This window comes from Micromonospora sp. NPDC049044, from assembly GCF_040649215.1.
In the GTDB taxonomy this organism is placed as follows: domain Bacteria; phylum Actinomycetota; class Actinomycetes; order Mycobacteriales; family Micromonosporaceae; genus Micromonospora.
In genome coordinates, this window is record NZ_JBEZFA010000033.1 from 15,572 (window position 1) to 35,656 (window position 20,085).

The 20,085-nt window shown below is 71.0% G+C and carries 18 protein-coding genes and 1 tRNA gene; 9 read left to right on the forward strand and 10 right to left on the reverse strand.

Going from position 1 to position 20,085, the window contains the following annotated elements:
- Positions 1–29: 29 nt before the first annotated feature.
- From thrC to argS, 4 genes are all read right to left on the reverse strand, one after another.
- Positions 30–1,079: a threonine synthase gene (gene thrC, locus AB0B85_RS24480; RefSeq protein WP_357411042.1), complete on the reverse strand. Its 1,050-nt coding sequence runs from the start codon at positions 1,077–1,079 to the stop codon at positions 30–32.
- A gap of 142 nt (positions 1,080–1,221) precedes the next feature.
- The gene (locus AB0B85_RS24485) at positions 1,222–2,532 is read right to left on the reverse strand and encodes a homoserine dehydrogenase (RefSeq protein ID WP_357411169.1); all 1,311 of its coding nucleotides are present in this window, start codon (positions 2,530–2,532) and stop codon (positions 1,222–1,224) included.
- Positions 2,533–2,540: 8 nt separating this feature from the next.
- Positions 2,541–3,926: a diaminopimelate decarboxylase gene (gene lysA, locus AB0B85_RS24490; RefSeq protein WP_357411044.1), complete on the reverse strand. Its 1,386-nt coding sequence runs from the start codon at positions 3,924–3,926 to the stop codon at positions 2,541–2,543.
- A gap of 1 nt (position 3,927) precedes the next feature.
- Positions 3,928–5,595: an arginine--tRNA ligase gene (gene argS / locus AB0B85_RS24495; RefSeq protein ID WP_357411046.1), complete on the reverse strand. Its 1,668-nt coding sequence runs from the start codon at positions 5,593–5,595 to the stop codon at positions 3,928–3,930.
- A 97-nt stretch (positions 5,596–5,692) separates the two neighbouring features.
- Here argS and AB0B85_RS24500 point away from each other — a divergent pair, with 97 nt between their 5' ends.
- The 5 genes from AB0B85_RS24500 (at position 5,693) to AB0B85_RS24520 (ending at position 9,356) form a co-directional block, all read left to right on the forward strand.
- Positions 5,693–6,496: a DUF3105 domain-containing protein gene (locus tag AB0B85_RS24500; RefSeq protein ID WP_357411048.1), complete on the forward strand. Its 804-nt coding sequence runs from the start codon at positions 5,693–5,695 to the stop codon at positions 6,494–6,496.
- An 8-nt stretch (positions 6,497–6,504) separates the two neighbouring features.
- Positions 6,505–7,176, forward strand: coding sequence for a DUF305 domain-containing protein (locus AB0B85_RS24505; protein WP_357411051.1), 672 nt, complete (start codon positions 6,505–6,507; stop codon positions 7,174–7,176).
- Between the two features lie 1,011 nt (positions 7,177–8,187).
- Complete coding sequence (locus tag AB0B85_RS24510) at positions 8,188–8,880, forward strand: winged helix-turn-helix domain-containing protein (protein WP_357411171.1); 693 nt, start codon at positions 8,188–8,190, stop codon at positions 8,878–8,880.
- A gap of 92 nt (positions 8,881–8,972) precedes the next feature.
- Positions 8,973–9,047: transfer RNA gene (locus AB0B85_RS24515), tRNA-Arg, on the forward strand.
- Between the two features lie 60 nt (positions 9,048–9,107).
- A complete protein-coding gene (locus tag AB0B85_RS24520; protein WP_357411053.1) occupies positions 9,108–9,356 on the forward strand; it encodes a hypothetical protein in 249 nt (82 codons plus the stop codon).
- 15 nt (positions 9,357–9,371) lie between these two features.
- On the opposite strand, the gene AB0B85_RS24525 is transcribed toward AB0B85_RS24520, so the two are convergent.
- The gene (locus AB0B85_RS24525) at positions 9,372–10,040 is read right to left on the reverse strand and encodes a class I SAM-dependent methyltransferase (protein WP_357411055.1); all 669 of its coding nucleotides are present in this window, start codon (positions 10,038–10,040) and stop codon (positions 9,372–9,374) included.
- Positions 10,041–10,101: 61 nt separating this feature from the next.
- On the opposite strand from AB0B85_RS24525, the gene AB0B85_RS24530 reads away from it, so the two are divergent.
- The gene (locus AB0B85_RS24530) at positions 10,102–10,740 is read left to right on the forward strand and encodes a helix-turn-helix domain-containing protein (protein ID WP_357411057.1); all 639 of its coding nucleotides are present in this window, start codon (positions 10,102–10,104) and stop codon (positions 10,738–10,740) included.
- Positions 10,741–10,828: 88 nt separating this feature from the next.
- On the opposite strand, the gene AB0B85_RS24535 is transcribed toward AB0B85_RS24530, so the two are convergent.
- The 5 genes from AB0B85_RS24535 to AB0B85_RS24555 form a co-directional block, all read right to left on the reverse strand.
- Complete coding sequence (locus AB0B85_RS24535; RefSeq protein WP_357411059.1) at positions 10,829–13,210, reverse strand: excinuclease ABC subunit UvrA; 2,382 nt, start codon at positions 13,208–13,210, stop codon at positions 10,829–10,831.
- Positions 13,211–13,238: 28 nt separating this feature from the next.
- Positions 13,239–13,649: a VOC family protein gene (locus AB0B85_RS24540; protein WP_357411061.1), complete on the reverse strand. Its 411-nt coding sequence runs from the start codon at positions 13,647–13,649 to the stop codon at positions 13,239–13,241.
- 5 nt (positions 13,650–13,654) lie between these two features.
- Complete coding sequence (locus AB0B85_RS24545) at positions 13,655–14,104, reverse strand: helix-turn-helix transcriptional regulator (RefSeq protein ID WP_357411063.1); 450 nt, start codon at positions 14,102–14,104, stop codon at positions 13,655–13,657.
- A 71-nt stretch (positions 14,105–14,175) separates the two neighbouring features.
- Positions 14,176–15,135 carry an ATP-dependent DNA ligase gene (locus AB0B85_RS24550; protein WP_357411065.1) on the reverse strand — a complete coding sequence of 320 codons (960 nt, stop codon included), beginning with the start codon at positions 15,133–15,135 and terminating at the stop codon, positions 14,176–14,178.
- 31 nt (positions 15,136–15,166) lie between these two features.
- Positions 15,167–16,672, reverse strand: coding sequence for an MFS transporter (locus AB0B85_RS24555; protein WP_357411067.1), 1,506 nt, complete (start codon positions 16,670–16,672; stop codon positions 15,167–15,169).
- 75 nt (positions 16,673–16,747) lie between these two features.
- On the opposite strand from AB0B85_RS24555, the gene AB0B85_RS24560 reads away from it, so the two are divergent.
- The 3 genes from AB0B85_RS24560 to AB0B85_RS24570 all read left to right on the forward strand — a co-directional run bounded on the left by AB0B85_RS24560 (position 16,748) and on the right by AB0B85_RS24570 (position 20,071).
- Positions 16,748–17,182, forward strand: coding sequence for a helix-turn-helix domain-containing protein (locus AB0B85_RS24560; RefSeq protein ID WP_357411174.1), 435 nt, complete (start codon positions 16,748–16,750; stop codon positions 17,180–17,182).
- Between the two features lie 100 nt (positions 17,183–17,282).
- The gene (locus AB0B85_RS24565; protein WP_357411069.1) at positions 17,283–17,870 is read left to right on the forward strand and encodes a TetR/AcrR family transcriptional regulator; all 588 of its coding nucleotides are present in this window, start codon (positions 17,283–17,285) and stop codon (positions 17,868–17,870) included.
- A complete protein-coding gene (locus AB0B85_RS24570; protein ID WP_357411072.1) occupies positions 17,870–20,071 on the forward strand; it encodes an MMPL family transporter in 2,202 nt (733 codons plus the stop codon). The genes AB0B85_RS24565 and AB0B85_RS24570 overlap by 1 nt, the downstream gene beginning before the upstream one ends.
- Positions 20,072–20,085: the final 14 nt, after the last annotated feature.

Sequence of the window (20,085 nt, forward strand, 5' to 3'; positions counted from 1 at the left end):
GCCCCAGGCGGGCGACCGGCGGCGCGCAGTCAGGCCAGGTCGAGGGCGCGAGCCGCGGCCATCGGGTCGTTGGCGATGGTGAGCGGCGCCGGGGCTGTGGAAATCGCCCACTCCGGGTCCTTCAGGCCGTGGCCGGTCACCGTGCACACCACCGTCGAACCGGCCGGCACCGCGCCTGCCGCGGCCTGCTGGAGCAGGCCGGCCACGCTGGCCGCGCTGCCCAACTCCACGAAGACCCCCACCTCGCGGGCGAGCAGCCGGTACGCGGAGAGGATCTCCCGGTCGGTCACGGCGGCGATCAGGCCACCGGAGGTGTCCCGGGCGTCCAACGCCTTGGTCCAGCTCGCCGGGTTGCCGATCCGGATCGCCGTGGCGATCGTCGACGGCTCCGGCACGACCTGGCCGGTCACGATCGGGGCCGCCCCGGCGGCCTGGAAGCCGTACATCTTCGGCGTCCGGGTGGTGGTGCCGGCGTCCCGCTCCTCGGCGTAGCCCATCCAGTAGGCGGAGATGTTGCCGGCGTTGCCGACCGGCAGGCAGTGGATGTCGGGGGCGTCACCGAGCGCCTCGACGATCTCGAAGGCGGCGGTCTTCTGGCCGTGCAGCCGGTCGATGTTCACCGAGTTGACGAGCGCGACCGGGTGGTCCTGAGCCAGCTTCGCGGCGAGCGACAGGCAGTCGTCGAAGTTGCCACTGACCTGGAGCAGCTTCGCGCCGTGCACAAGCGCCTGGGCCAGCTTGCCCAACGCGATCTTGCCCTGCGGCACCAGCACCGCGCAGGTAAGCCCGGCGCGGGCCGCGTACGCGGCGGCGGAGGCGCTGGTGTTGCCGGTGGAGGCGCAGATGATCGCCTTGTTGCCGGCCTCGACCGCCTTCGACACCGCCAGGGTCATCCCCCGGTCCTTGAACGAGCCGGTCGGGTTGGCGCCCTCCACCTTGAGGTGCACGTCGCACCCGATCCGGGCGGACAGCACCGGCGCGGGCAACAGCGGGGTGTTCCCCTCGTGCAGCGTGACGACAGGCGTGGCCGCGGTGACCGGCAGCCGATCCCGGTACGCCTCGATCAGACCCCGCCACATGTCGCTCTCCTCGCCTCTACCGCCGCACCGACCCGAGCATCGGGAGCCACCTTGGACCAACCTGCCGGAGTGGTCAACGGCACACCCCCGGCTTACCCACCTGGCGGGACGCGCGAACCCGCCCATCGATGGGGTCAACGACTCAGGCGCCGCCCTCGACCCGCAGCACACTTGTCACGGAGCGGACAATGTCCAGGCCGCGCAGCTCGCTGACGGTCGTGGCGAGCGCGGCGTCCGGTGCCACGTGGGTGACGATCACCAACTCGGCGTCGTCGTCACGGCCGGGCGCCCCACCCGCGGAGCCCTGCCGCACCGTCGCGATCGACACGTCGTGGCGGGCGAACACGCTCGCCACGGCGGCCAGCACACCCGGACGGTCGGCCACCTCCAGGCTCACGTGGTAGCGGGTGAGCGCCTCACCCATCGGCCGCACCGACAGGTCCGCGTACGCGCTCTCGCTGGCCGCGCGCACCCCGGCGAGCCGGTTGCGGGACACCGCGACCACGTCACCGAGCACCGCGCTGGCGGTGGGCGCCCCACCCGCGCCCCGGCCGTAGAACATCAGCTGCCCGGCGGCGTCCGCCTCCACGAAGACCGCGTTGAACGCGTCGCCCACGCTGGCCAGCGGGTGGCTGCGCGGGATCATCGCCGGGTGCACCCGGACGCTCACCGTCTCCCGGCCGGTGCTGTCGACGCCCCGGGCCGCGATGCAGAGCAGCTTGATCGTGCAGCCCATCGCCTGGGCGCTGGCCATGTCCGCGGCGGTCACCTCGGTGATGCCCTCACGGTGCACGTCGGCGGCGCCGACCCGGGTGTGGAACGCCAGCGAGGCGAGGATCGCCGCCTTCGCCGCCGCGTCGAAGCCCTCGACGTCGGCGGTCGGGTCGGCCTCCGCGTACCCCAGGGCGGTGGCCTCCTCCAGGGCCTCGGCGAACCCGGCACCTGTCGCGTCCATCGCGGAGAGGATGAAGTTGGTGGTGCCGTTGACGATGCCGGTGACCCGGTTGATCCGGTCCCCGTGCAGCGACTCCCGCAGCGGGCGCAGCAGCGGGATGGCCCCGGCCACCGACGCCTCGTAGTAGAGGTCGCCGCCGCCCTCGGCGGCCGCCTCGTGCAGGGCCACGCCGTCCTCGGCCAGCAGCGCCTTGTTGGCGGTGACGACGCTCTTGCCGGCCCGCAGCGCCTCGACCAGCCAACTCCGGGCCGGCTCGATGCCGCCGACCACCTCGATGACCACGTCCACGTCGTCGCGCTTGATCAGGCCGAGCGCGTCTGTGGTGAACAGGTCCTCGTCGACCGGCAGGTCACCCCGGTCGCGGCCGAGTCGCCGCACGGCGATGCCGGCGATCTCCAGCGGAGCGCCGATCCGGGCGGCCAGGTCGGCCGACTGCTCGTGCAGCAGCCGGACCACCTCCTGGCCGACCGTGCCACAGCCGAGCAGCGCCAAGCGCACAGGTGACGTCATCCAACATCCAATGCGAGCAGGTCCTCTTCGGTTTCCCGCCGGACGATCAGGCGTGCCTGGCCGTCGCGCACCGCGACCACAGGTGGACGCGGCACGTGGTTGTAGTTGCTGGCCATGCTCCGGCAGTACGCACCGGTGCCGGGCACCGCGACAAGATCTCCGGGCTGCACGTCGGCGGGCAGGAATTCATCCTTCACCACGATGTCCCCGGACTCACAGTGCTTTCCCACCACGCGGGCGAGCAACGGCTGCGCGCCCGAGGCCCGCGAGGCGAGCGTCGCCGAGTAGGAGGCGTCGTAGAGCGCGGTACGGATGTTGTCGCTCATCCCGCCGTCGACGCTGACGTACGTCCGGAGGCCGTCGAGGTTCTTGACCGTGCCGACCTCGTAGAGGGTGAACACGGCAGGCCCGACGATGGCCCGGCCCGGCTCGATGGACAGGTGCGGCACTGCCAGGTTCTCCGCCGCGCACTCCGAGTCGACGATCTTGCGCAGTCGCTTGGCCAGGTCCTGCGGGGTGGCCGGGTCGTCCTGGGTGGTGTACGCGATGCCGAAGCCGCCGCCGAGGTCCAGCTCGGGCAGTTCCACCCCGCGCGCGTCGCGGATCTGCGCCTGGAGGGCGAGCACCCGACGGGCCGAGACCTCGAAGCCGCTGGCGTCGAAGATCTGCGAGCCGATGTGCGAGTGCAGGCCACGCAGCTCCAGCACACCCTCGTCGAGGATCTTGAAGGCGGCGGTCGCCGCGGCACCACCAGCGAGGGAGAAGCCGAACTTCTGGTCCTCGTGGGCGGTGGCGATGAACTCGTGGGTGTGCGCCTCCACGCCGACAGTGACCCGGACCAGCACCCGGGGCCGGACCCCGCGCTCGCGGGCCAGCGCGGTGAGCCTGTCGATCTCGGTGAACGAGTCGACGATGATCCGGCCGACCCCGGCGTCGAGCGCCCGGCCCAACTCGGCTACCGACTTGTTGTTGCCGTGGAAGCCGATCCGCTCCGGCGGCATCCCGGCCGACAGCGCGGTGGCCAGCTCACCCCCGGTGCAGACGTCCAGGTGCAGGCCCTCCTCGGCGATCATCCGGACCACCGCGCGGCAGAGGAACGCCTTACCCGCGTAGAAGATGTCCTCGGTCGGGAAGGCCGCCCGGAAGTCGCGGCAGCGCGAGCGCAGGTCGGCCTCGTCCAGGACGTACACCGGGGTGCCGAACTCGGCCGCGATGTCGCGGACGCTCAGGCCCGCGACGGCGACCGCGCCGTCCGCACCGCGGGTGACGCTGCGCGGCCACAGCGTCGGCAGCAGGGCGTTGACGTCCTCCGGGGTACGCAGCCAGGCCGGCCCCCGGTTGCTGATGTCCGCGTGCAGCGCACCCGCCTCATGAGCCCTCATGTCACATCCTCTCGGGAGCGGAGACGCCGAGCAGGTGCAGGCCGTTGGCGATCACCGTGCGGGTGGCGTTGTTGAGCCACAGCCGGGCGCGGTGCAGGTCGGTGACCTTCTCGTCGCCCAGCGGCAGCACCCGGCAGTTGTCGTAGAAGCGGTGGTAGGAGGCGGCGACGCTCTCCTCCAGGTAACGGGCCACCCGGTGCGGCTCGCGCAACTCGGCGGCCGTGGCCACCACCGCGGGGAACTCGGCGAGCGCCTTGAGCAGCTCGTTCTCCTTCTCGTGGTCGAGCAGCTCGGGCCGGAACGCGTCGGCGTCACCCGGGACCAGCCCCACCTCGGCGGCGTTACGGGCCACACCCGCCGTCCGGGCGGCCACGTACTGCACGTAGTAGACCGGGTTGTCGCGGGTCGCCCGGGTCCACAGCTCGATGTCGATGTCGATCGGCGAGTCGCTGGAGTAGCGGGCCAACGCGTACCGGGAGGCGTCCACGCCGATCGCCTCGACCAGGTCCTCCAGGGTGATGACAGTGCCGGCCCGCTTGCTCATCCGCATCGGGGCGCCGTCGCGCAGCAGGTTGACCAGCTGCCCGATGAGGATCTCCAGGTTGCGGTCCGGGTCGTCGCCGAAGCACGCGGCCATCGCCTTCATCCGGCCGATGTAGCCGTGGTGGTCGGCGCCCAGCATGATCACGACCCGCTCGAAGCCGCGCTCGCGCTTGTCCAGGTAGTAGGCGCAGTCCGCGGCGAAGTACGTCCACTCGCCGTTGGACTTGCGCAGCACCCGGTCCTTGTCGTCACCGAAGTCGGTGGTGCGCAGCCAGGTCGCGCCCTCGGACTCGTAGAGGTGCCCCTGCTGACGCAGCCGGTTCAACGCGAGGTCCAGCTCACCCCGGTCGTGCAGGTCCTTCTCGTTGAAGTAGGTGTCGAACTCCACCCCGAAGTCGCGCAGCGAGGAGCGGATCTCGTCGAACATCAACGCGACGCCCTCGACCCGGAAGACCTCCTGGGCGGCGTCGTCGTCGAGCGAGCGCACCTCCGGCCGGCGGGCCTGCACCTCGGTGGCGATCTCGGCGATGTACGCCCCGCCGTAGCCGTCCTCCGGCGCGGCCTCACCCTTGGCGGCGGCGAGCAGCGACCTGGCGAACCTGTCGATCTGCGAACCGGCGTCGTTGAAGTAGTACTCCGTGCCGACGTCGGCACCGGTGGCCCGCAGCAGCCGGCTCAGCGCGTCACCGACGGCCGCCCAGCGGACCCCGCCGATGTGCACCGGGCCGGTCGGGTTGGCCGAGACGAACTCCAGGTTGATCTTCTCGCCGGCCAGCCGGTCGCTGCGGCCGTACTTCGCGCCGGCCTCGACGATCACCCGGGCGAGCTGACCGGCGGCGGCCGCGTCGAGCCGGATGTTCAGGAAGCCCGGCCCGGCGATTTCCACCGATTTGACACCCGCTGCCCGGCCCAGTTCGTCGGCCAGGGCACCCGCCAGTTCCCGGGGCGGAACGCCCACCTTCTTGCTCAACTGCAGCGCGAGCGTCGACGCGTAGTCGCCGTGCTCGGGGTTGCGCGGTCGCTCCACCACAGTGCTCGCCGGCAGCGCGGCGCGGTCGAGCCCGCGCTGCTCGAAGACGGCGTGGGCGGCGGCAAGGACGACCGAGGCTAGTTCTGCAGGAGTCACCCAACCATGTTATCGGGGGTAGACTCGGGCACTCGGCGGCTCCCCTGCGCGTCTACCGGCCCGCCACTCCCCTGACCGACCGACTTGACGAGGCACGATGAGCATCAGCACCCCGGGTGGCCCTGAGCGCCGCCAGACCGTGGTCAGCACCGGCAAGAAGCCGGCAGCGGGCCGGCCTGCGTCCGGCGCCAAGGCCGGTTCCGGCAAGCCGGCTGGCTCCCCCCGGGCCGGTGGCAAGGGCCCGCGCAAGCCGGTCACCCCGGTCAAGGTGAGCCAGGGCCGCGCCTGGGGCCCGATCGCGCTCTTCGTCGCGGTGGGCGTGCTCGCGGCCGGCATCATCGGGTACGGCGCCTGGGCGTCGTTCCAGGGCTCCAAGCCGTGGGACAAGCGGGCCAACGCCATCGACGGCATCGCCAACATCCGCAAGTCCGACCCCGACAGCCTCAAGTACGAGTCGCACAAGTCGGGCCCGCTGACCTGGAACTACTCGCCGCCGGTGGGCGGGGTGCACAACGCCGCGTGGCAGAACTGCATGGGCGACGTCTACGACGCCCCGATCGCCAACGAGCACGCGGTGCACAGCCTGGAGCACGGCGCCGTGTGGATCACCTACCGGCCCGACCTGCCCGCGGACCAGGTCGAGAAGCTCGCCGGCAAGGTGCGCGGCGTCGAGAAGATGCTGATGAGCCCGTACGAGGGTCTGGACAAGCCGATCTCGCTGCAGGCCTGGGGTTACCAGCTCAAGCTCGACAACGCTGACGACTCGCGGATCGACGAGTTCATCAAGGACCTGCGGGTGAACGCCTCCGTCGAGGGCCCGACGGCGCTGTGCAACACCGGGATCACCGCCACCGGCACCACGCCGCGTGAGCTTCCGCAGCAGCAGCCGGCCCAGCAGTAAGGACGCCAATGACCGCCCCCGCCACCACCGACAGCGAGTACGACGACTCCTCGGCCGTCCCGGACGAGGACGCCCGGCGCCCGGCGTCGCGCTACGGCGTACCGGCGCTCGCCGTCATGGTGGTGGTGGGGCTGCTCCTCGGCTACGCGGGCGGTCTGCTCACCCCGCGGCTCACCCGACCCGGTGACGCGTCCGTCGAAGCGGGCTTCGCCCGGGACATGACGACCCACCACGCGCAGGCGGTGGAGATGAGCCTCATCGCGTACCGCTCGGCGACCCTGCCCGAGGTGCGGCAGATCGCCGTCGACATCGCCACCGGCCAGCAGGGCGAGATCGGTGCCATGCAGACCTGGCTGCGCGAATGGGGCCTCAGCCCGACCGGGTCGAAGCCCCCCATGTCGTGGATGTCCGACGGAGCCACCGTCAAGGACGGTCTGATGCCGGGGATGGCCACCCCGCAACAGATGACCACCCTGCGCGACGCCAAGGGCATCGAGGTCGACATGCAGTTCCTGACCCTGATGTACGCCCACCACCTCGGCGGCATCCACATGATCGACGCGGCACTCGACGAGACCGACAACGACGAGGTCGTGCGGATGGCCCAGACCATGAAGAACACCCAGCAGAGCGAGCTGAACAACCTCCGGCAACTCCAGGCCCAGGCAGCCAAGGGCTGACCGACCGGAGCAGGCACCCCGGGCCCGCGTCACCGCCACACCTCGGCGGGACGCGGGCCCGCCCCATGTCCCGCCCCACAGTCGCCCGCGCCCTGGCCCGCCGGCCCCGTCGGCCCATCAGCCCCATCAGCCCCCATCAGCCCCATCGACCCGGACCACCAGGCCGCGCCAGGCCACCAGGGTCAAAGCCGCCAGGCCGAGCCACCAGACCAGCCCGCTGTGCCGTGATCGGGCTCGGCCTCCAGGAAACGGCGTCCACAGACAAGACCCCGCAACTTCCAGGAACCCGAGTCGATACCCACCACGCCCCGTACCTCGCGTTCCGCACCCTGCACCCCGCGCCCGAAATCTGCGCAAGTTCCCCAACGTTGCTGCCTCCGACGCGCGCGAGACAGCAGCATCCGCGATGTTGCGCGGATCTTGCTCGTCGGGTGAACCCTCAGTGCCGCAAGAACGCGCTCGATCCAGGATCGAGTGGTATCCATGAGTGCGGAGGCCACTACTTCCAGGTTCGAGCGCGATCATGCGACCGGCGAAGTCCAGCGGACCGCAACAGGCGGACCGGGCGGGCCAGGCTCCGAAACAAGGTGGGCCCTCACGCAACAGACCTCGCCCCCATACTGACCAGGGCACCGGAAACCGCCGGGCCACACCAGCAAGCCCGGCCACACCACCAAGCCCGGCCACACCACCAAGCCGGGCCACACCACCAAGCCCGGCCACACCACCAAGCCGGGCCGCGGCGCGAGGACCGCAGGCCCCGCAGGGCCTCGCGCGGCCCTGCGCAGCCGTGATCGACTCGACCTTCGTGAAAATGCGCTGTCCGCGCCAGCAAGACCCCGCGACTTTCATGAATCCGAGTCGATCAAGGTGCGCGCTGGCGAGCAGGCACCCCTTACGCGGGGTTATGTCCCTTTGGGGAGTTTCGCGAGGCACGGGCGATTACGTTGCTTAGAGAGTTTTCTCCCCACATATCGTGACCAGTTGCGATTCGTGCTCGTTGCCCAAGACGTGGGGGTTGCACTCAGAGACGCACGGCGTTCGGTCACCAGCTGGTGCCGACGCCACACCATCGGCGGTGACGGGGCGGTGGCAGCCGTCCGTCGCGGACAGCGGCAGAGCGAGCCGGGAATGCTCAGCCGCGAACAGGAACTCGAGCTGATCGACACGCTGCGGGGCGTCCACCCCGACGAGTTCGGCCTGGACGAGGAGCTGTGGACGAGGCAGAGCCTCACCACGCTCATCCAGCGCCGGTTTGATCTGCCGTTGGACTCCGGGACGGTCGGGGCGTACCTGCGGGCCTGGGGACTGGGTCCGCGCGAGCCGCGCGAGCGTGCCTGTGGGCTCTGCGTCAGCGCTGTCGAACGCTGGGTCCGCAGCGAGTACCCGGCGATCACCCGGGCCGCCCAGGAGCACCTCGCGGAGGTCTACTGGCTCGGCCGGATCCGGCTGCGGGGCACCATGCCGGCAGCGGACGTGATCTCCGCCGTCTCGTCCCGCGGCCGGGTGCGTTTCATGATCACCACACCGACCGTGGACCCGCCGCTCCCCCGCGACTTCGTGCTGCGGCTGAGCGGCGAGGAACAGCGCACCGTGCATCTGATCGTGGACGGCTCCTGGCCGCGCAACGAGTGGCCACGCCGGCTTCCCCGGCGCATCGTCCTGCACCCGCTGCCCAGCTGCGGGCGGGTCGTCGCGGCCTGAGCACCGGGTGGGCCGGTTGCCGACACGAGCGGCTCACCCGATACCGATTCGGCGTACGCGGAGCAGGTTTGCTAGTCTTCTCCAGTCGCTGAGCCCCCGTAGCTCAGGGGATAGAGCACCGCCCTCCGGAGGCGGGGGCGCAGGTTCGAATCCTGCCGGGGGCACCATTTGCACGAACACTCGGGCCATGCCCCACTCTGAAACCAGCCTTCCTGGCCACCGTCTCCGTGGCGGGCGCCACGGACAGCAGCGCGGCGGCTCAGTCGCTACAGCGGCTGCGCCGCGAGTTGCTGCCGCAGACGACAGGAACCGTCCCGGACACGGAGTGGGCGGCGACCGGCCGTACCGCAAGCGATGCCGACTTCCGCGAGCGCATGGCGGCGGCGCTGCCGCCGGTGGTGGCACCTGGAGGCGGAACGCGCGGCGCACTGTCGGCGGGCGTGGATCGACGACAGGTCGGCCAGCCGACCCGATGAGGAGTTGTCCGGCCGTCAGCGGCGGTGCAGCGTGAACCAGAAGGTCGGCACCGAGTTGGTGCCCGGCGTCACGTCGACGAGTTCCCAGCCGAGAAACCTGGCGCGGAGTTCGTCGGCGGTGACGCCCGCCACCCACGACGTGATCTCGGTGGTCGAACTGCCGAGTGGTTCGGGGCCGTACCCGAACATCAGCAGCCGGGCGCCGGGCGCAGCGCGGTGCGTGAGCCCGGCGGCGTAGGCGTCGCGGCGGTGCAGCGGGACCCCGCAGTAGCAGCTCAGGTCGAAGAACAGGTCGAAGGGGCCCGGCACGTCCAGTTCGTCGAGGCGGGTGGCGTCTCCGTGTAGCAGTCGTACCGAGACTCCCGCCGCCGCAGCCTTCTCCCGGGCCAGGTCGACGGCGCTGTCGATCAGGTCGACGGCCGCCACCTCCCAGCCGTGCCGAGCGAGGTAGGTGGCGTTGGTTCCGGTGCCGCAGCCGAGTTCGAGGGCGCGGCCGGGCGCCAGCGCGCCGTGTCCTTCGACCAGATCGACCAGCTCGGGCGGCGTCACGCCGGTGTCCCACGGCGGCTTGCCGGTGCCGTAATAGCTTTCCAGTGCGTGGCGGACGGCCTCCTCCTCCGCCACGTCTCGCTGCGTTGGGGCCAGGTCCGGCTCCGGCTTCCGGGTGGCGTTTGGCTGGTCCATCGTCTCCTCCAAGAGTTTAGAGTGGAACTCTAGTTACATACTCTAGATGTAGACTCGCAACATGGACAAGGTCAAGCGGCCGGACAAGCGAGCCGAACGCTCACGCCGCACCCGGGACAAGGTCGTCGACGCGGCTCGCGAGCTGTTCGTCGCGCAGGGTTACGGGGCGACGAGCCTGCAGGAGGTCGCGGACCGGGCGGGCGTGGCCGTCCAGACGGTCTACTTCGTCTTCCACAACAAGCGCAGCCTCTTCAAGGCCGTCGTCGACACGTCCATCGCCGGGGACAGCGAGCCGGTCGCCACAATGGATCGTGAGTGGTTTCGCGCCGCGTGCGCCGAACCCACCGCGGCTGGGCAACTACGCGCGCACGTCCACGGCACCGGCGAGGTCCTGGGCCGAGTCGCCCCGATCATGCCGCTGATCGCGGCCGCCGCAGCCACCGACCCGGAGATCGCCGCACAGTGGCCGGACGGCCCCGACCCGCGTTACACGGTGCAGTACGCGGCGGCCAAGGCCCTGACCGAAAAGCCCGACACCCGCCCCGGCCTCTCCGTCGAGGTGGCGGCGGACCTGCTGTTCGGCCTGCTCAGCCCGGAGCTGTACCTGATCTTCGTCCGCGACCGCGACTGGTCGCCGGACAGGTGGGAAGAGTGGGCCCGCACCACCTTGACCTCCCAACTCTGCGCCGACCCCGACTAGCTTCAACCTGCGAGGCGGTGGCACCGAGCCGGCTGATCATGAGGACAGCCCTTGATCGATCATTCCTCCTGTCCAGGGAAGAACGCTCTCAGTTGCTGACGTACGCCGCCAGGTGTTCGCCGGTGAGGGTGGAGCGACCGGCGACGAGGTCGGCGGGGGTGCCTTCGAAGACGATCCGGCCTCCGTCGTGGCCGGCCCCGGGACCGAGGTCGATGATCCAGTCGGCGTGGGCCATGACCGCCTGGTGGTGCTCGATGACGATCACCGACTTGCCGGCGTCGACGAGGCGGTCGAGCAGCCCGAGCAGTTGCTCGACGTCGGCCAGGTGCAGGCCGGTGGTCGGCTCGTCGAGGACGTAGACGCCGCCCTTCTCGGCCATGTGGGTGGCCAGCTTGAGGCGCTGCCGCTCGCCGCCGGACAGGGTGGTGAGCGGTTGGCCCAGGCTGAGGTAGCCGAGCCCGACGTCGGCGAGCCGGTCGAGGATGGCGTGCGCGGCTGGCGTACGCGCCTCGCCGGCACCGAAGAACTTCTCGGCCTCGGTCACCGACATGGCGAGCACCTCGCTGATGTCGCGACCGCCGAAGCGGTATTCCAGCACCGACGCCTGGAACCGCCTGCCCTCGCAGTCCTCGCAGGGGGCGGCGACACCGGCCATCATCCCCAGGTCGGTGTAGATGACACCGGCGCCGTTGCAGCTCGGGCAGGCGCCCTCGGAGTTGGCGCTGAACAGCGCCGGCTTCACCCCGTTGGCCTTCGCGAACGCCTTGCGGATCGGGTCGAGCAACCCGGTGTACGTGGCCGGGTTGCTGCGCCGCGAGCCACGGATCGCGCCCTGGTCGATCGACACCACGCCGGCACCGGCGGGGATCGACCCGCGTACGAGTGAACTCTTGCCGGACCCGGCGACACCTGTGACGACGACGAGCACCCCGAGCGGTACGTCGACATTCACGTCCTGGAGGTTGTTGGCGGTCGCGCCGCGGATCTCCAGTTTGCCGGTGGGTGTGCGTACCGTCTGCTTGAGAGCGGCCCGGTCGTCCAGGTGGCGACCGGTGCTGGTGCCGCTGGCCCGCAGACCCTCCAGGTCGCCCTCGTAGCAGACGGTGCCGCCGTCCGTGCCGGCGCCGGGCCCGAGGTCGACGACGTGGTCGGCGATGGCGATGGCCTCCGGCTTGTGCTCCACGACCAGGACCGTGTTGCCCTTGTCGCGCAGTTGGAGCAGAAGCTTGTTCATCCGCTGGATGTCGTGCGGGTGCAGCCCGATCGTCGGCTCGTCGAAGACGTAGGTGACGTCGGTGAGTGAGGAGCCGAGGTGGCGGATCATCTTGGTGCGCTGCGCCTCGCCACCGGAGAGGGTGCCCGACGGCCGGTCGAGCGAGAGGTAACCCAGCCCGATCGCCTCGAACGAGTCGAGGAGGTGTTGCAGCCCCGCCAGCAGCGGGGCCACCGACGGGTCCTCGATCTCCCGGACCCAGGCGGCGAGATCACTTATCTGCATCGCACAGGCGTCGGCGATGTTCTTTCCCTTGATCTTCGACGACCGGGCCTCCGGGCCGAGCCGGGTGCCGGCGCAGTCGGGGCAGGTCGTGAAGGTCACCGCCCGCTCCACGAAGGCGCGGATGTGCGGCTGCAACGCGTCGATGTCCTTGGCGAGGAAGGACTTCTGGATCGACGGGATCAGCCCGGAGTACGTCAGGTTGATCCCGTCGACCTTGATCTTGGTGGGCTCCCGGTACAGCAGGTCGTGCTGCTCCCGCTTGGTGTACTTGGCGATCGGCTTGTCCGGGTCGAAGTAGCCGCAGCCGCGGAAGATCCGGCCGTACCAACCCTCCATGCTGTAACCCGGGATCGTGATCGCGCCCTCGTTCAGCGAGCGGCTGTCGTCGTAGAGCGCCGACAGGTCGATGTCGGTGACCGACCCCATGCCCTCGCAGCGCGGGCACATCCCGCCGAGCCGGGTGAACGTCGCCTTCTCGGTCTTCGTCCTGCCGGCACCCCGCTCGACCGTGATCGCACCGGTGGCCTTCACCGACGGGACGTTGAAGGAGTACGCGTTGGGCGAGCCGATCTGCGGCTGCGCGAGGCGGCTGAACAGGATGCGCAGCATCGCGTTGGCGTCGGTGGCGGTGCCCACTGTGGACCGGGCGTTGGCCCCCATCCGCTCCTGGTCCACGATGATCGCCGTGGTCAGGCCGTCCAGCAGGTCGACGTCGGGCCGTGCCAGCGTCGGCATGAAGCCCTGCACGAACGCGCTGTACGTCTCGTTGATCATCCGCTGCGACTCGGCGGCGATGGTGCCGAACACCAGCGAGCTCTTGCCGGAGCCGGAGACACCGGTGAACACCGTCAGCCGCCGCTTCGGGATCTCGACGCTGACATCCCTGAGGTTGTTGACGCGTGCGCCCTGCACGCGGATCAGGTCGTGGCTGTCGGCAACGTGCGGCGCGGACGGCTGGGGGGCCGTGCTCATCGTGTCTCCATCTGTCGGGCCGGACGGCTCAGCGCACTTGCTGGATGCGGATCATATTGCCCGCCGGGTCCCGGAAGGCACAGTCGCGTACGCCGTACGGCTGCTCGGTCGGCTCCTGGACGACCTCGGCGTCGCTGGCCGCCAGCTTGTCGAAGGTGGCGTCCAGGTCGGTGGTGGCCAGGTTGACGCCGAAGTAGCTGCCCTTGGCCATCAGCTCGAGGATGGTCTGCCGCTCGTCGTCGGTGATGCCGGGATTGGCGGCCGGCGGGTGCAGGACGATGGCGGTGCTGGGCTGGCCCACCGGCCCGACCGTGATCCACCGCATCCCCTCGTACCCGACGTCGAGGCGGACCTCGAAGCCGAGGATGTCGCGGTAGAAGGCCAGCGAGGCCTCCGGGTCGGTGTGCGGAAGGAAGCTTGAGTGAATGGTGATGTCCATGGCCGTCACGCTAGTTGCGCTTCGGTGACCTGCGCTTCTCGATTCCTGATCGGTCTGGTCACCTGCTTCTCCACGCACGACGGCATTCCCGCCGTCGCCTGCCCCACCTGCCGTCGGTAGACGCTCGGTGGCACGCCGACCAGCTCGGTGAAGCGGGTGCTGAAGGTGCCCAACGACGAACAGCCGACCGCGAAACAGACAGCGGTGACGCTGAGGTCGCCACGACGCAGCAGAGCCATCGCCCGCTCGATGCGCCGGGTCATCAGGTAGCTGTAGGGAGATTCGCCGTAGGCGAGGCGGAACTCCCGGCTGAGGTGCCCGGCCGACATGTGCGCGCCCCGGGCGAGCGCCTCGACGTCGAGCGGCTGCGCGTATTCCCTGTCGATCCGGTCGCGGACCCGGCGCAGCCGCGCCAGGTCGGCGAGGCGCTGGGTCGCATCGGCTTTGGTGCTCACCTGGGAAATCGTGCCACAACCCACCGACAACCAGCCGGTCGCCGGGCCCGGGCGGGGGCCGGGGAGCCTGGTCAGCCGGCCTCGCGGCGGGCGCGGGCCCGGCGCCTCCCTTCGTGCATGGCCTGCACCCGGGCCACCGGGATGGTCCGGCCCTCGGCGACCAGGTCGGCCGGGAGCGGCTGCGGCGCCGGCATCAGCGCGGCCCACGGATCACCGTCGCCGAGCAGCGACGGCGCGGTCCGGATGGTGAAGTCGGCAGGGGTCACCTCGGTCAGGTCGGCCCAGTCGACCGGGAAGGAGACCGGCATCCCGGGGCGCAGCCGAGGGCTGTACGTCGCCACCACCGTCGCGCCACCCGCGCGGGTGGCGTCCACGAAGACCCGGCCACCCCGGTCCTCCTTGATGTACGCGGTGGTGGCCAGCGCCGGGTCGAGCCGCTCGGCGCGAACCGCGAGCGCCCGGGTGGCGGCGGCCAACTCCTCCGCGCCGGGTCCGTCGGCGACCGGGACGAAGACGTGCACCCCCTTGGCGCCGCTGGTCTTGACCGCACCGGCCAGGCCGGCGTCGGCGAGTGCCTGGCGGACCAGCAGGGCCGCCTCGACAGCCGCCCGGAAGCCGTCACCCTCCGGCGGGTCCAGGTCGATCACCAGGTGCGTCGGACGGTGCAGGTCGGCGGTGGTGGCCAGCGTCGGGTGGTACTCCACAGCCCGCTGGTTGGCGAACCAGAGCAGGGTGCGCCGGTCGTCGCAGAGGGCGTACGAGATCTCCCGGTGCGACGCCTCCGCCCACACCGGCACCCGGCGCACCCAGTCCGGGGTGTAGCGAGGCAGGTTCTTCTGCATGAAGGGCGGCTGGCCGGGGCGGACCCGGATCACCGACAGCGGGCGGTCCCGCAACTGGGGAAGGATCCGCCCGCTGACGGCGTCGAGGTAGTCGACCAGGTCTCGCTTCGTCGCGTCGTCGCGGTCGGACAGCGGCTGGTCCAGGTTGGTCAGGGCCACGCCGTCCCGGGTTTCGTCGGCCTCACTCACCCGACCACCCTCCCGGCCCCGGTGCCGTCGGTCAACCGGACGCGGCGCTTCGGTACGGATCGACTTCGGCGCCCACCGCGGCCGGACCCGACGGATCGGCCGTCGACAACGGTCCGGTCGGGCGTCCGGGCAGGGTGGTTGGCCGTCCGGGCAGGGTGGTGAGCGCCACCAGCCAGGCGGCGACCACCAGACCGGCGGCCACGGCGAACGCGGTCCGGTAGCCACCGGCGAGCGCGGCGCTCTCAGCCCAGCCGGCGGCCCGCAGCCCGTCGCTGCGGGCGGCGGCCAGGGTGGCCAGCGCGGCCAGGCCGACCGCCCCACCCACCTGCTGGGTGGTGTTGGCCAGACCGGAGGCGAGCCCGGCGTCCGTGTCGGTAGCACCGACCATGGCCAGTGTGGTGACGGCCGGCAGGGTCAGGCCGCCGGCCATACCGAAGATCAGCATCGCCGGGAGCACTGCGGTGAGGTAGGCCCCGTCGGCGGGCAACCGGGCGAGCAGCAGGAAGCCGACGACGGCGAAGCCGAGCCCGGTCAGCAGCACGGTCCGGGCGCCCCAGCCGGCGATCAGCCGACCGGCCAGGCCGAGCGACACCACCGCGATCACCACCGGGGTGGGCAGGAAGGCCCAGCCGGTAGCGGCGGCGTCCAGGCCGTGCACCAGTTGCAGCTCCACGGCGAGCAGGAACTGGAAGCCGAAGTACGCGCAGACCATGAGGAACTGCACGGCGTTCGCCGCCACCAGACCCGGGACGCGCAGCACCCGGGCCGGCACCAGCGGGGTCGCCGCCGTCCGTTGGCGCAGCACGAACGCGCCGAGCAGCAGCGCCGCGAGGGCGAGGGCGCCGAGGGTACGCGGACTGGTCCAGCCGTGTTCGCCGGTGCCCACGATGCCCAGCACGGCGGCCATCAGGCCGGCGGTGACGAGCAGCGCGCCGGGCAGGTCCAGGCCGGCCCGCAGGCCGCTGCCCCGTTCGGCCGGGAGCCGGCGGATGGCCGCGAGCAGGATGGCCGCCCCGATCGGCAGGTTGACCAGGAAGATCGCCCGCCATCCGGCCGCCTCGGTGAGCACTCCGCCGGCGACGGTGCCGACCGACGCGCCGGCCGCGCCGGTGAAGCTGAACACGGCGATCGCCCGGGCCCGTTCGGCGGGTTCGGGGTACAGCCGGACGATCATGCCAAGGCTTACCGCCATGGCCAGCGCTCCACCGACACCCTGACCGAAGCGGGCGGCGACGAGCAACGTCGGGCCGGTGGCGAGCGCGCAGGCAAGCGAGGCCACCGTGAACAGCGCGACGCCGGCCAGGAAGACCGTCCGCCGGCCGAGCAGGTCGCCGAGTCGGCCGGCGAGCAGCAGCAGCCCGCCGAACGCGACAAGGTACGCGTTGACCACCCAGGCCAGGCCGGCGGCGGTGAAGCCCAGATCGCGTTGGACGGCCGGCAGTGCCACCGCCACGACGGTGCCGTCCAGAATGATCATCAGGCTGCCGGCGCAGAGCACGAGCAGCGCGGGCCAGCGGGAGGGGACGACCCGTTCCATGAAACTCCTCCTTGGTGCACGGTTTGTTACCGAGGCCATGGTCTGTGACCATGAACCGGAGCGGAAGGAGGCACTCTGATGTCCCAGGGGAACAGCGATGTGTCCGCGCTGGTAGCGGCCGAGGTGGCCTGCGCGGCCGAGAACATCCCGTTCACCCCCGGGCAGGCTCGGGCCTGCACCGTCCGGGAGGTGCTCGACCGGGTCGGCGGCAAGTGGAGCATCAGCATCCTGGTGGCCGCCTCGCACGGTCCGGTGCGCTTCACCGAGCTGGAGCGGCACATCGAGGGGATCAGTCGCCGGATGCTCACCCTGACGCTGCGCAACCTGGAGCGCGACGGCCTGCTGCACCGCACCGTCTATCCGACAGTTCCGCCCAAGGTCGAGTACACCGCGACCCCGATGGCGCTGGAGCTCTACGAGTCGCTGGTGGCGCTGACCGCTTGGGCCGAGCGGCACCGACGCGCCATCGCCGAGGCGCGGACCAGGTACGACGCCGAGCACGCCGGATAAACCCGACAGTGGTGTGGTGAACGCCACCGCTTCCCTCTGACCGATCGGTCAGGGTCTGACCGATCGGTCAGGCATGCTGGTTGCGGGAGGTGGACCGGCCATGGTCAGAGCGGTGTCCGACACGCACGGTGAGATTCTCGCCGCGGCGGCTCGGCAGTTCACGGTGACCGGCTACCGGGGCACCTCCCTGCAGGACATCGCCCGTGAGGTCGGTTGCTCCAAGGCCACGGTGCTCTACCACTTCGCCAACAAGGAAGCCCTGCTCGCCGAGCTGATGGCTCCGGCGATCGGCGTACTGCGGGACCTCGACGACCGACTCACCGGCCTGACCGGCTCAGCCGCCCAGGAGGTCGCCGCACAGGGCTTCGTCGACCTCGCGGTCCGGTTCCGGCGGGAGATCGCCGTGCTGCGCGGCGAGTTCCCGGAACTGCTGTGCCAGCCGGCCTTCGCGCACATCCAGCAGATCTCCGACCGGCTGCGGGACGCGTTGGCCGGGCACTCCGAACGGCCCGGCGCGCGGATCGCCGCACTGGTGCTGCTCGCCGGGATCTCCGAGGCGTGCGGCGAGTTCGCCGACATCGCCGACGACGACCTGCGATCCGCCCTGCTCACCCTGGTCCGGCGGGCCGTCGAACCCGTCGACGCAGCCCTGCCCCAACAACCCACGACCGAGGACAAGGACTCCTGATGGCCACCCTGCTCTACCGGCTCGGCCGGGGCGCGTTGCGCCGGCGACGGCTCGTCGTCGCGCTCTGGCTCGTCGTACTCGTCGTCGCCGGCCTGGCCGCGGCGACCCTGCGCGGCCCGACGGCGAGCAACTTCACAATGCCCGGTACCGAGAGCCAGCGCGCGCTCGACCTGCTCAGCGAGCAGTTCCCCGCGGCCAGCGGCGCCACCGGCACCATCGCGGTCAAGGCACCGGCCGACGGTCAATTGGCCACCCCCGAGGGGCAGGCCGTGGTGCAGGAGCTGGTCCAGGAGGCCTCGACACTGCCCGGCGTGGTCGGCGCGGTCAACCCGTTCCAGGTCGGCGCGGTCTCGCCCAACGGCCGGTACGCGCTGGTCCAGGTCCAGTTCGCGACCGGCGGCGACGAGGTGACCGACGAGCAGCGCACCGCGTACGAGGAGGTCGGCGCTTCCGTCGAGGCGAAGGGCTGGCAGGTTGCCCCGGGCGGCGAGGTGCTCGGTGGTGAGCCGGAGATCGGTTCGACCGAGGCGATCGGCGTACTGGTTGCCGCGATCGTCCTGATCATCACGTTCGGTTCACTGGTCGCCGCCGGAATGACAATGCTCAACGCGCTGATCGGCGTGGGCGTCGGCATGGCCGGTCTGTTCGCGCTGAGCGGCGTCATCGAGTTGACCAGCACCGCGCCGATCCTGGCGCTGATGCTCGGCCTCGCCGTCGGCATCGACTACTCGTTGTTCATCACCTCCCGGCACCGACAGAACCTGCTCGAAGGCCTGTCCCCGGAGGAGGCGGTCGGCCGCGCGGTGGGCACCGCCGGTTCCGCAGTGGTCTTCGCGGGCGCCACAGTGGTCATCGCCCTCGCCGGGCTGGCCGTGGTGAACATTCCGTTCCTCACCGTGATGGGTCTCGCCGCCGCCGGCACCGTCACGATCGCCGTGCTCGTCGCGATCACCCTCCAGCCGGCACTGCTCGGCTTCGCCGGCAACCGGGTACTGCCGCGCCGGCTGCGTTCCACGGTTGCCGCCGCCGCCCCGGGCGAGCCCGTGGGCGAAGAGACGCTGCCGGCCGAGGACCGCTCCGGGTTCGGCTTCCGCTGGGCGCGGTTCGTCACCCGCTTCCGGGTGCCGGTCATCCTGGTCTCGTTGCTCGGCCTGGGGCTGCTCGCGCTGCCCACGCCGGACATGCGGCTGGCCCTGCCGGACGCCAGCACGGCGACGGAGGGCTCACCGGCCCGGGTGGCGAGCGACCTCACCACCGAGGGCTTCGGTCCGGGCTTCACCGGCCGACTCGCGGTGGTCGTCGCGGGCGACGACGCGCAGGCGACAGCGGCTGCCGTGCCGCAGGTGACCGCGATGATCCAGCGCACCGAGAACGTCCTGGCCGTGGCGCCGCCGCAGCTGAGCCCGGACGGTAAGACCGCCCTGCTCGGCGTGATTCCGAAGACCGGCCCGACCGACGAGGCCACCGAGACCCTGGTGCACGACGTGCGCGACGCGGTCGGCGGGGTCAAGGGCGTCGAGGTGCTGCTCACCGGTGCCACAGCGGTCGGTATCGACGTCTCGGAGAAGCTCTCGGACGCGCTGCCGATCTACCTGCTGCTGGTCGTCGGGCTGTCGGTGCTGCTGCTGATGCTGGTGTTCCGCTCGCTGCTGGTGCCGCTCAAGGCGGCGCTGGGCTTCCTGCTCACCGTGGCCGCCACGTTCGGCATCACGGTGGCGATCTTCCAGCAGGGTCACCTCGCCGACCTGGTCGGCCTGGACACGCCGGCCCCGCTGGTCAGCTTCCTGCCCATCCTGCTGATCGGCATCCTGTTCGGGCTGGCCATGGACTACGAGGTGTTCCTGGTCTCCCGGATGCGGGAGGACTTCGTCCACGGCGACACCGCGCGTGAAGCCACGATCAGCGGCATGGGCCACGGTGCCCGGGTGGTCACCGCCGCCGCGCTGATCATGATGTCCGTCTTCGGCGGCTTCGTGTTCCTCGACGACCCGATCATCAAGTCGATGGGCTTCGCGCTCGCCATCGGCGTGGCCATCGACGCGTTCGTGGTCCGGATGACCATCGTGCCGGCGGTGATGTCCCTGCTCGGCGACCGTGCCTGGTGGCTCCCCCGCTGGCTCAACCGCGCCCTGCCCAACGTGGACATCGAGGGCGAGGGCCTGCGCGAGCACCTGGAGGACCGGAGCCCCACGCGGGTCTGAGGCCCACCCGGTCG

What these genes read in the sequence shown, in the direction of transcription:
- AB0B85_RS24505 (WP_357411051.1), top strand. Translation starts at nt 6,505, where the DNA reads ATGACCGCCCCCGCCACCACCGACAGCGAGTACGACGACTCCTCGGCC.
- AB0B85_RS24500 (WP_357411048.1), top strand. Translation starts at nt 5,693, where the DNA reads ATGAGCATCAGCACCCCGGGTGGCCCTGAGCGCCGCCAGACCGTGGTC.
- AB0B85_RS24525 (WP_357411055.1), bottom strand. Translation starts at nt 10,040, where the DNA reads ATGGACCAGCCAAACGCCACCCGGAAGCCGGAGCCGGACCTGGCCCCA.
- lysA (WP_357411044.1), bottom strand. Translation starts at nt 3,926, where the DNA reads ATGAGGGCTCATGAGGCGGGTGCGCTGCACGCGGACATCAGCAACCGG.
- AB0B85_RS24565 (WP_357411069.1), top strand. Translation starts at nt 17,283, where the DNA reads ATGGTCAGAGCGGTGTCCGACACGCACGGTGAGATTCTCGCCGCGGCG.
- AB0B85_RS24555 (WP_357411067.1), bottom strand. Translation starts at nt 16,672, where the DNA reads ATGGAACGGGTCGTCCCCTCCCGCTGGCCCGCGCTGCTCGTGCTCTGC.
- AB0B85_RS24570 (WP_357411072.1), top strand. Translation starts at nt 17,870, where the DNA reads ATGGCCACCCTGCTCTACCGGCTCGGCCGGGGCGCGTTGCGCCGGCGA.
- thrC (WP_357411042.1), bottom strand. Translation starts at nt 1,079, where the DNA reads ATGTGGCGGGGTCTGATCGAGGCGTACCGGGATCGGCTGCCGGTCACC.
- AB0B85_RS24530 (WP_357411057.1), top strand. Translation starts at nt 10,102, where the DNA reads ATGGACAAGGTCAAGCGGCCGGACAAGCGAGCCGAACGCTCACGCCGC.
- AB0B85_RS24535 (WP_357411059.1), bottom strand. Translation starts at nt 13,210, where the DNA reads ATGAGCACGGCCCCCCAGCCGTCCGCGCCGCACGTTGCCGACAGCCAC.
- AB0B85_RS24540 (WP_357411061.1), bottom strand. Translation starts at nt 13,649, where the DNA reads ATGGACATCACCATTCACTCAAGCTTCCTTCCGCACACCGACCCGGAG.